Source organism: Desulfolutivibrio sp., from assembly GCF_036584575.1.
GTDB lineage: Bacteria > Desulfobacterota > Desulfovibrionia > Desulfovibrionales > Desulfovibrionaceae > Desulfolutivibrio.
This window is the reverse complement of sequence record NZ_JAZHDB010000230.1, coordinates 1-9,980: the sequence shown is the minus strand read 5'-3', so window position 1 is coordinate 9,980 and position 9,980 is coordinate 1. Positions and strand designations below refer to the sequence as shown.

General features: G+C 64.3%; 10 protein-coding genes. 9 read left to right on the top strand and 1 reads right to left on the bottom strand.

What is annotated here, in order from left to right; genetic code table 11:
• Nucleotides 1–56 precede the first annotated feature (56 nt).
• Entirely contained in the window at nt 57–590 is a 534-nt protein-coding gene (locus V3572_RS17330; RefSeq protein ID WP_332112285.1) for a hypothetical protein, read from the bottom strand.
• 301 nt (nt 591–891) lie between these two features.
• On the opposite strand from V3572_RS17330, the gene V3572_RS17325 reads away from it, so the two are divergent.
• The 9 genes from V3572_RS17325 (at nt 892) to V3572_RS17285 (ending at nt 9,900) form a co-directional block, all read left to right on the top strand.
• Nucleotides 892–2,034, top strand: a complete 1,143-nt coding sequence (locus V3572_RS17325; protein WP_332112284.1) for an ABC transporter substrate-binding protein — start codon at nt 892–894, stop codon at nt 2,032–2,034.
• Between the two features lie 227 nt (nt 2,035–2,261).
• Entirely contained in the window at nt 2,262–3,410 is a 1,149-nt protein-coding gene (locus V3572_RS17320; RefSeq protein WP_332112283.1) for an ABC transporter substrate-binding protein, read from the top strand.
• 100 nt (nt 3,411–3,510) lie between these two features.
• On the top strand, nt 3,511–4,389 hold the full coding sequence (locus tag V3572_RS17315; RefSeq protein WP_332112282.1) for a branched-chain amino acid ABC transporter permease: 879 nt from the start codon (nt 3,511–3,513) through the stop codon (nt 4,387–4,389).
• Complete coding sequence (locus V3572_RS17310; RefSeq protein ID WP_332112281.1) at nt 4,386–5,378, top strand: branched-chain amino acid ABC transporter permease; 993 nt, start codon at nt 4,386–4,388, stop codon at nt 5,376–5,378. Before V3572_RS17315 ends, V3572_RS17310 begins: the two co-directional genes overlap by 4 nt.
• A complete protein-coding gene (locus tag V3572_RS17305) occupies nt 5,368–6,138 on the top strand; it encodes an ABC transporter ATP-binding protein (protein ID WP_332112280.1) in 771 nt (256 codons plus the stop codon). Before V3572_RS17310 ends, V3572_RS17305 begins: the two co-directional genes overlap by 11 nt.
• 189 nt (nt 6,139–6,327) lie before the next feature.
• Nucleotides 6,328–7,065, top strand: a complete 738-nt coding sequence (locus V3572_RS17300; RefSeq protein WP_332112279.1) for a hypothetical protein — start codon at nt 6,328–6,330, stop codon at nt 7,063–7,065.
• Nucleotides 7,052–7,783, top strand: coding sequence for an ABC transporter ATP-binding protein (locus V3572_RS17295; RefSeq protein ID WP_332112278.1), 732 nt, complete (start codon nt 7,052–7,054; stop codon nt 7,781–7,783). The genes V3572_RS17300 and V3572_RS17295 overlap by 14 nt, the downstream gene beginning before the upstream one ends.
• A gap of 127 nt (nt 7,784–7,910) precedes the next feature.
• Nucleotides 7,911–8,549 carry a PilZ domain-containing protein gene (locus V3572_RS17290; RefSeq protein ID WP_332112277.1) on the top strand — a complete coding sequence of 213 codons (639 nt, stop codon included), beginning with the start codon at nt 7,911–7,913 and terminating at the stop codon, nt 8,547–8,549.
• A gap of 31 nt (nt 8,550–8,580) precedes the next feature.
• The gene (locus tag V3572_RS17285; protein ID WP_332112276.1) at nt 8,581–9,900 is read left to right on the top strand and encodes a phenylacetate--CoA ligase family protein; all 1,320 of its coding nucleotides are present in this window, start codon (nt 8,581–8,583) and stop codon (nt 9,898–9,900) included.
• Nucleotides 9,901–9,980 lie beyond the last annotated feature (80 nt).

The following is a 9,980-nucleotide window of genomic DNA, read 5'->3' as shown; positions in this document are numbered from 1 at the left end:
AGGGGGTCCGGGGGAAATGATTTCCCCCGGGCGGGGTTCGGGGCGGCAGCCCCGAATTACTGGAACAGGTAGCCGTAGGTTGCGGCCATCTTGTCTGTCTTGACCAGGAGGGCCTCCACGGTCTGTTCCAGGGTCACGGCGTCCACGATGCCGGTGTCCCCGGACAGAAAATAGCGCAGGGTTCCGTCCTTGGCGGAATAGAGCCAGGCCACGGAATAGATGGAGCTGACCGCCGGGCGTCCGGTGAATTCCTCCCGGGTCCGGATGACCAGCACCAGTTTTTTTTCGTCCTTGGTGGTCAGGGTCATGAGCGAGGACCGGCCGAGAAGCTCCTTTAAGTGGTAGGCCATCCGCGTTCCCACCACGTCCGTGTCCGTATGTTCGATGCCCACCGGGGTGCGCCTGCCGTCCACGCCCGTGTCCTTTTTGGGGGTGTCCGGGATGGCCTGGCCCTCGGGTTTGGCCTCGGGGGCGGTTTTGGCCTGCTGCTGGGCCTGTCCGGCCGCCGGTGCGGCCAAAAGGGCCAGGGCGAACACCACGGCCAGGACGGCCAGACGGGTCGGGAAGCGGGGGAAGAATCCGGGCGGCATGGGAGCCTCCTTGTTTCTTTGGTGTGGCGGCCGGGGGCTTTGACCGGCGGCGCGCAGAGGCCAGGGATGGCATGATGCCCGAGCAGGGTAAACGAGACCGGGGCGTCTTTCAACAGGCTGGGAGGGAGGAGCGCGGAAAAACCGCGCGCGGGAAGGCCTTTCGGTCGCCGCGCGGGCTTGAGCGCCGTCGATATTTCGCGTAAGCACGTTTTTTCGTCCAGGCCCGGCCGGGACACGAAACGGCGGTTGCCCAGGACGCCAGGTCGCGCCACCCGCGTCAACCGTCTCGCAAGGAGGCTCCATGAAATCCAAGATGCTCGCCGTGTTGGCAATGGCCTTGTTCGCCATGGCGGGGACGGCCCTGGCCGGGGGCGAACCGATCAAGATCGGAGCGGTGTTGTCGGTCACCGGGCCCGCATCCTTTCTGGGCGAACCCGAGAAAAACACCCTGACCATGCTCGCCGAGAAGATCAACGCCGCAGGCGGCATCCTCGGCCGACCGCTGGAAATGATCATTCTCGACGACGAAACCGATGTGAACAAGGCCGTCCTGGCCGCCCAACGGTTGCTGAAAAAGGACAACGTGGCTGCCGTGCTCGGCCCCACGGTGTCGGGCAACACCCTGGCCATCATGAATTCCTTCCCGGCCGCCAAGGTTCCCCTGGTCTCCTGCGCCGCAGCGGAGAAGATCGTCTCTCCGGTCAATCCCTGGATATTCAAGACCGCCCAGTCCGACCGCCATGCGGTCTTAAGCATCCTGGAGCACGCCAAGAAGCAGGGATACAAGAAGCTGGCCATCATCACCGTGTCCGACGGCTACGGCCAGGCCGGGCGGGAAGTCCTCAAGGAGCTCATCCCGGCAGGCGGCTTCGAGATCGTGGCCGACGAGGTCTACGGCCCGAAAGACACGGACATGTCCGCCCAACTGACCAAGCTCAAGTCCGCCGCCCCGGACGCCATCATCTGCTGGGGCACCAACCCGGGCCCCGCGGTCATCGCCAGAAACCGGATGCAGCTGGGCATGACCACGCCGCTTTACATGAGCCATGGCGTGGCCTCCAAGAAGTTCATCGAGTTGGCCGGCGAGGCCGCCGAGGGGCTGTTGCTCCCGGCGGGAAAGCTCACCGTGGCCGCCATGCTGCCCGACGCCGATCCCCAAAAGCCCGTGCTTTTGGCCTACGCCAAGGACTACGAGGCCGCGTTCAAACAGCCTGTGTCGTCGTTTGGCGGCTACGGCTATGATGCGTTTTATCTGGTCAAGCAGGCCATCGAGGCCGGGAATGCGGCCGATCCCCAGGCCATCCGCGACAATCTGGAGAAGATCAAGGGATTCGTGGGCATAAGCGGCGTGTTCAACTTCACCCCCGAGGACCACAACGGCCTGGACCAGTCCGCCTTTGTCATGGTCACCATCAAAAACGGCGACTGGAGCATCGTGCCGTAGGGCTTTCGCCCCGAAAGGGCGCGCCGGGGTTTCCCGGCCGCGTCGGGGAAACGTCTTGTCCATGAAGTCGCCCCGGGGGATTTCGAGGCCGGGACACGAGGCGGGATACGGTGAGGCGGCCGCTGGCAGGGGGCCATCCTGTGGAAACGGCGCGGCGTCCCTGCCGCGCCCGGCCGCGCGGCGTCGGGAGTTTTTCCGGGCACCGCGACGAGTTTAAGGAGAAAGGCATGAACCGTGCGTTGACCGCTTTGCTTGTGGCCCTTGCCGCCCTTTGCCTGCCAGGTCTTGCGACGGCCCAGTCCGACACCGTCAAGGTCGGGGCCGTTTTGTCCGTCACCGGCCCGGCCTCCTTTCTCGGCGAACCCGAAAAGAACACGGTGCAGATGATGGTCGATCAGGTCAACGCCGCCGGAGGGCTTTTGGGCAAAAAGCTCGAAGTGGTCATCCTGGACGACGAGACCGACGTGAACAAGGCCGTGCTCGGGGCCCAGCGCCTGATCCGCATGGACAAGGTGGTGGCCGTCATGGGCCCCACCACCTCGGGCAACACCCTGGCCATCATGCAGAACGTGGCCGCCGCCGAGGTTCCCCTGATCTCGTTCTCGGCCGCCGAGAAAATCGTCAACCCCGTCAATCCCTGGATCTTTAAAAACCCCCAGTCCGACCGCCACGCCGTGGCCCGCATCCTGGAGCACGCCAAGGGGCGGGGGTATAAAAAAATCGCCATCCTGACCGTGTCCGACGGCTATGGGCAGGCCGGACGCGAAGTCCTCAAGGAGCTTGTCCCGGCGGGCGGCTTCGAGCTGATCGCCGACGAGGTCTATGGCCCGAAAGACACGGACATGACCGCCCAACTGACCAAGATCAAGGCCGCCGCCCCGGACGCCATCGTCTGCTGGGGCACCAACCCCGGCCCGGCCGTGGTGGCCAAGAACCGGGTGCAGTTGGGCATGGCCACGCCGCTGTACATGAGCCACGGCGTGGCCTCCAAGAAGTTCATCGAACTGGCCGGAGAGGCCGCCGAGGGCATCATGCTCCCGGCGGGCAAGCTCATCGTGGCCAGCCAGCTCCCGGACAGCGATCCCCAGAAAAAGGTGCTTCTGGAATATACCAAGCAGTACACCGAGAAGTTCAACCAGCCCGTGTCCACCTTTGGCGGACATGGCTGGGACGGGGTCATGCTCCTGGCCAAGGCCGTGCAGATGGGGAACTCGGCCGAGCCCAAGGACATCCGGGACAACCTGGAGAAGATCAAGGACTTCGTGGGCATCGGCGGCGTCTTCAGCTTCAGCCCCACGGACCACAACGGTCTGGATGCCACGGCCTTCGTGATGATCGAGGTGGCCGGGGCCGACTGGAAGATCATGACCAAGTAGCGCCTTGTCTTTTTGCCGCCGGTCCCCGGGGCGCGGCCCCGGGGACCGGTTTGCGCGTCGCCGCAACCAACCGTTTTGCACCAGGGACCGCCAGCCGACGATGTTCGCCGCCGCCGCCCAATACCTCGTCTCCGGACTGACCGTGGGGGCCACCTACGGCCTGACGGGCCTGGGGTTCACCATGATTTTCAACACCACGGGCATCATCAACTTCGCCCAGGGCGAGTTCGTGATGCTCGGCGGCATGATGAGCGTGTTTTTCCGCACCTGGCTCGGCCTGGACCTTTTTTCGGCCATCATGCTGGCCGTGGCGGTCACGGCCCTGGTGGGCGCGGCCATGGAACGCCTGACCATCCGGCCCATCCAGGGCGCCTCGCCCATCAATCTGGTCATCGCCACCATCGGGGTGTCCATCCTGATTCGCGGCGCGGCCATGCTTTTGTGGGGCAAGGACACCTTCAGCCTGCCGCCGTTCGGCAAGGCCGCGCCCATCGCCTTTCTGGGGGCGGCCGTCCAGCCCCAAAGCCTGTGGGCCCTGGCCATCACCCTGGCCCTTTTGACGGCGCTCAAGCTCTTTTTCACCACCTCCATCCACGGCAAGGCCATGCTGGCCTGCGCCTGCAACCGCAAGGCCGCCAGCCTCATGGGCATCAGCGTGGCCCGCATGTCGCTTTTCTCCTTCGCCCTGTCGGCCTTCACCGGGGCCGTGGGCGGCGCGATCCTGGCCCCCATCACCATGACCTCCTACGACGTGGGCATGATGCTGGGACTCAAGGGCTTTGCGGCCTGCATCCTGGGCGGCCTGGGCAATCCCTTCGGCGCGGCCGTGGGCGGGCTTCTCATCGGGATCATGGAATCCTTCGGGGCGGGGTACGTGTCCTCGGCCTACAAGGACGCCTTCGCCTTCGTGGTGCTCCTTTTGCTTCTCTTCGTTAGGCCCTCGGGGCTTTTCGGCAAGGCCGGGGTGGAGCGGGTATGAAGCCCTGGTACGCCCGCAACGCGGCCAAGGCGGTCCTGTTCGCGCTGGCCCTTGGCGCGGCCCCCCTTGTGCTGCCCAACGAATATTACATCAACATCCTGATCCTGGGGGCCATAAACGCCCTGATCGCCCTGGGGCTCAATCTGCTTCTGGGTTACGCCGGGCAGATATCCCTGGGGCATGCCGCCTTTTTCGGCCTGTCCGCCTACGCCACGGCCTTCGCCACGACCAGGATGGGCCTGCCCATCCCCGTGGGCATGGGCCTTGGGGTGTCGCTGTCGGCCCTGGTGGCCTGGCTCATCGGCATGCCCACCCTGCGCCTTCGAGGCAATTACCTGGCCATGGCCACCCTGGGCTTCGGCATCATCGTGCATATCGTCATGAACGAGACCGTGGAGGTCACCGGCGGCCCGTCCGGGTTCGTGGGCATCCCCAGGCTGGCCCTTTTCGGCTACGCCTTCGATTCCGACCGCGCCTATTATTATCTCACGGCCGTCGTACTGGCCCTGGCCGCGCTTTTCTGCCTCAACCTCATCGACTCGCGCCTGGGGCGGGCGCTGCGGGCCATCCACACCAGCGAACGGGCGGCCCAGACCGCGGGCGTGGACATCGCCGGATACAAGCTTTTCGTGTTCGTGCTTTCGGCCGTGTTCGCCGGGGTGGCCGGAGTGCTCTACGCCCACTTTTTAAGCTTCGTGGCCCCGTCGTCCTTCGGGTTCAATTTCTCCGTGCAACTGGTGGTCATGGTGGTCCTGGGCGGCATGGCCAGCGTGTGGGGGGCCATGGCCGGGGCCTTTTTCCTGACGGCCCTGCCCGAGGCCCTGCGCGGCTTCGAAGAGGTGGACATCCTGATCTACGGGGCCATCCTGGTGGCCTGCGTCATGTACATGCCCATGGGCATGGCCGGGGCGGCCGCCGGGGCCTGGCGCAGGATCGGGCGCTGGCGTCGCGGGATCTCCGGGCAGGGGGAGGGCGGCCATGTCGGATAACGCGCCGCTTCTGGTCCTGTCCGAGGTCAGCGTGCGCTTCGGCGGGGTGAGCGCCCTGGCCGATGTGGATTTTTGCATCGAGAAGGGCACGGTGACGGCGCTTATCGGCCCAAACGGCGCGGGCAAGACCACCCTTTTGGGGGCCATCACCGGCATGGTGGCCGCGCAGCACGGCCGGGTGGTCCTTTCCGGCCGGGACATCACGGCCTTGGCGCCCCATGTCCGGGCCCGCCACGGGGTGGTGCGCACCTTCCAGAACCTGGAGGTCTTCGCCAACATGACGGTTCTGGAAAACGTCATGACCGGCCGCCACGCCCTGGTGCCTTACGGCATCATGGACGGCGTCCTGCGCACCCCGCGTTTCCGGGCCGGGGAGCGGGCCTGCCGCGAGGCGGCGTTCGAAAAACTCGAATTCGTGGGGCTGGCCGATAAAAAGGACGTTTTGGCCGGGGAGCTTCCCTACGGCAGCCAGCGTCTCCTGGAGATGGCCCGGGCCGTGGCCGCCGAGCCCAGGCTTTTGCTCCTGGACGAGCCGGCCGCAGGCTTAAATACCCAGGAGACCAAGGCCCTGGCCGGGCTCATCGCCCGGGTGCGCGACGAACTCGGCATCACCGTGGGCCTTGTGGAACACGACATGGATCTGGTCATGGGCATCAGCGACGCCGTGACCGTGCTCAATTTCGGGGCCGTTTTGGCCTCGGGAACCCCGGCCCAAATTCAGGCCGATCCCGAGGTGGTGGCCGCCTACCTGGGGGACTAGGTTGAAGGCTGTCCACCGCAAGCTGGACCGCTTGCCGGACATGCCCAAGACGCCCGGCGACGCAACAAGCTGCGCCTTTTAGCTCTGCGTTACATTGAAGGAAATATGAAACGGGGATGCCTTGTCCTCTTGATACTTGTTGCTTTTTTGTCTGGATGCACTCAGCTCAAACGAGCAAGAACCTATCTGATGTCCCCAATTTCCCTGGGGATGGAGATGGTTGCACCCAAAATTTTTGTTAACCCCGATATGTCTTTTGAGGACAGAGAAAAAGCTGCGCGAATCGTTGTCGAAGCACAAGAAAGAATTATGGATTTCTATGGCGGAACGATCAGTACTCCGGATATTCTCATCTGTTCAACATACGAATGTTTTTCTGGCCTGGGTGGAACTTGTCAGCGTGGGTTACAGATTGGAAAGTCGAAGATACTCCTTTCTCCCAAAGGGTTCGCTACTCCTATACTGGCACATGAATTGTCACACGCTGAACTGAGAGCGAGAATGGATGCGCCGTTGGATGGAATATTGGGCATACCTTCCGTGCCGACATGGTTTGACGAAGGACTCGCTGTAGCGGTGAGTGATGAACCTGCCCATTCTGAAAAAATATGGGAGGAAATAGTTGCGGCGAAGATGGCTGTACCTAAAATTGAAAGTCTTAACTCATTGAAAGAATGGAACAAAGCGGCACAACAATTTGGGGATGTTGACTACTCAATGGGTGTTCCGGGGAAACTCTGTGTGGTGTATGCGACTGCAGGACATGAAGTCAGAAAATGGTATCTGCGTGTTGGCAGAGAGGGGCTTCTCAAGCTGATTGACGAGGTGAAGTCAGGGGAAGATTTTGAAAGAGCATTTAAGAGCGGATGTGGATTTCGAGGACACGAGACCGCACAGGAGACGCGGAGAAAGCATGCTCGCCCTTGAAAACGTCGATATCTTTCACGGCCGCATCCATGCCGTGCGCCGGGTCTCCCTGCATGTGGACGCGGGAGAGATCGTGGCCCTTATCGGGGCCAACGGCGCGGGCAAGACCACGCTTCTGGGGGCCGTGTCCGGGCTGGTGCGGGTCGGCGGCGGCCGCATCCTGCACAAGGGGGACGAGATCCAGGCCCTTTCGCCGGATGCCGTGGTGCGCCGGGGCATCTCCCAGGCGCCGGAGCGGCGTCTGGTTTTCGGGCCGCTTTCCGTCGAGGACAACCTGCTGCTTGGGGCCTACACCCGGCGCGGCCGGGCCCAAAAGGCCGCCGTGGCCGCCGACCGGGAGGCCGTGTACGAGATGTTTCCGGTTCTTCGCGACCGCAAAAAACAGGCCGCCGGCACGCTTTCCGGCGGGGAGCAGCAGATGTTGGCCATCGGGAGGGCGCTCATGGCCCAGCCCTCGACGCTTCTGCTCGACGAACCGGGCATGGGGCTTGCCCCGGCCGTGTGCAAGGAGATATTTAAGCATATCGTGAAGCTTCGCGACGAACGCGGGCTCACGGTGCTTTTGGTGGAGCAAAACGCCAAAAGCGCCCTGGCCGTGGCCGATAGGGGCTATGTCCTGGAGACCGGGCGCATCATGCTTCAAGGCCCAAGCGACGAGCTTTTAGCCAACCGCGACGTGCAGCGGGCCTACCTGGGGCGGGAGCGGGACGCCTCCTGACCCGGGCGGTGAACGATTTCGCCCGTCCGTAACGATTTCGCCCATCCTGCCGGAGAACGTCTCGCCCCTTCGGCGGGAAACCACACATCCGGGACAATGACCTGGCGGTCCCGAACGGGAGGCGGACATGGAGATCGAACGCGGCACCAAGGTGCAACTGGTCTTCCCCGGGGACGAGGAACGCTTCTGCGGCATCATGGTGGGGCTTTTCCCCGACGCCTACCTGATCCTGTCCATTCCGTTCACCGCCACCATGAAGAAGAAGGCTAAGAAAAAGCACGTGGTCACCGGCCGCTACGTCCACTGCGGCACGGTCTACGGCTTTCGGGCCATGGTCATGAACTACATCGTGGACCCGGCCTCCCTGCTGTTCCTGGAATATCCGTCCCATGTGGAGGTTCTGGAGCTGCGCCGGGAGCCGCGCGTGCCCTGCCTGTTCCCGGCCACCCTGCACCGCGACGACGACACGCCGCGAACCGGCATCCTCACGGACCTGTCTCCCAGCGGCTGCCGGGTGAGCCTGCGCGGCGCGGGGGGCGTTCCCTTCGCCGGGGGGGATCGGATCAAGCTCGAATTCTATGCCATTGAGCCCAAAAACCAGTATACGGTGTTCACCGACGTGACCAACGTCACCTTCCGGGACGGCGTACTGCACCTGGGCCTTCGCTTCGACTCGGTGCATCGCGGCTTTCGCAAGGCCATCACCCATTTCGTGGGCGAACTGGCCCTGGAACTGGCCCACGTCCCCGTGGCCGTCCGGTCGTAACCTGCGGCCGTGCGGGCCGCGCGAGGAATCCATGTATTTTGAACCGAAAATCGAGACCATGCCCCGCGAGGATCTGCGGCGGCTGCAACTGGAGCGGCTCCAGGCCACGCTGACCCGGGTGTCCCGCAACGTACCCCATTACCGGAAGCGGTTCGCGGAAATGGGCATCGATCCCGACGGGTTCTTAAGCCTGGACGACGTGCGCCGACTGCCCTTCACCACCAAAAAAGATCTGCGCGACAGCTATCCCTACGGGCTTTTCGCCGTGCCGCTTCGCGACGTGGTGCGGCTGCACGCCTCCTCGGGCACCACGGGCAAGCCCACGGTGGTGGGGTATACCCGAAACGACGTGAAACGCTGGGCCGGCCTGGTGGCCCGGGTGCTCACGGCCGGGGGCGCGGGCCGCGACGACGTGGTGCAGATTTCCCTGGGCTACGGACTTTTTACCGGCGGCATCGGCTTCCACTACGGGGCCGAGGCCATCGGCGCCGCGGTCATCCCGGCCTCGAGCGGCAACACCCGCCGCCAGGCCATGATCATGGAGGACTACCGCACCACTACCTTGGTGTGCACCCCCAGCTACGCCCTGCACCTGGCCGACGCCCTGGATGAACTCGACATCAACGCCAACGCCCTGTCCCTGCGCCACGGGCTGTTCGGGGCTGAGACCTGGACCGAGGGCATGCGCGCGAAAATCGAATCGCGCCTGAAGCTCACGGCCACGGACAACTACGGCTTAAGCGAGATCATGGGCCCCGGCGTGGCCGGAGAATGCCAGGAGCGCGGCGGCATGCACGTCAGCGAGGACCATTTTCTCATGGAGATCGTGGACCCGGTCACGGGCGAGCCCGTGGCCGAGGGGGAATGCGGCGAGCTGGTCCTGACCACCCTGACCAAGGAAGCCTTTCCCATGATCCGCTTCCGCACCGGCGATCTGACCCGCATCCTGCCCGGGGAGTGCCCCTGCGGCCGCACCTTCCGGCGCATCGGCCGCATCCTGGGGCGCACGGACGATATGCTGATCATCCGGGGAACCAACGTCTTCCCGTCCCAGATCGAGGCCGTGCTTTTGGAGGTGGAGGGCATCACCCCCCATTACCAGGTGGTGGTGGACCGGGCCGGGGCCCTGGACGAGGCCACGGTCGAGGTCGAGGCCTCGGAGACGGTGTTTTTCGACCGCATCAGCGAACACCAAAATCTTGTGGAACGCCTGAAAAAGCGTCTGGCCTCGGAACTGGGGGTGTCCTTCCGGGTGCGGCTTGTCGAGCCCAAGAGCCTGGAGCGCACCGACGGCAAGGTCAAACGGGTGGTGGACCGGCGCGAGCAGCCCGGCGCGTCCTGCCCGGGCTGATCGCGGCATCACGCCTTGCATCCCCTGATCCCTCGCTCCCCGCCAAAAGTTTTCCGGGAGGGGGGAGGGTTCGGGAGGGG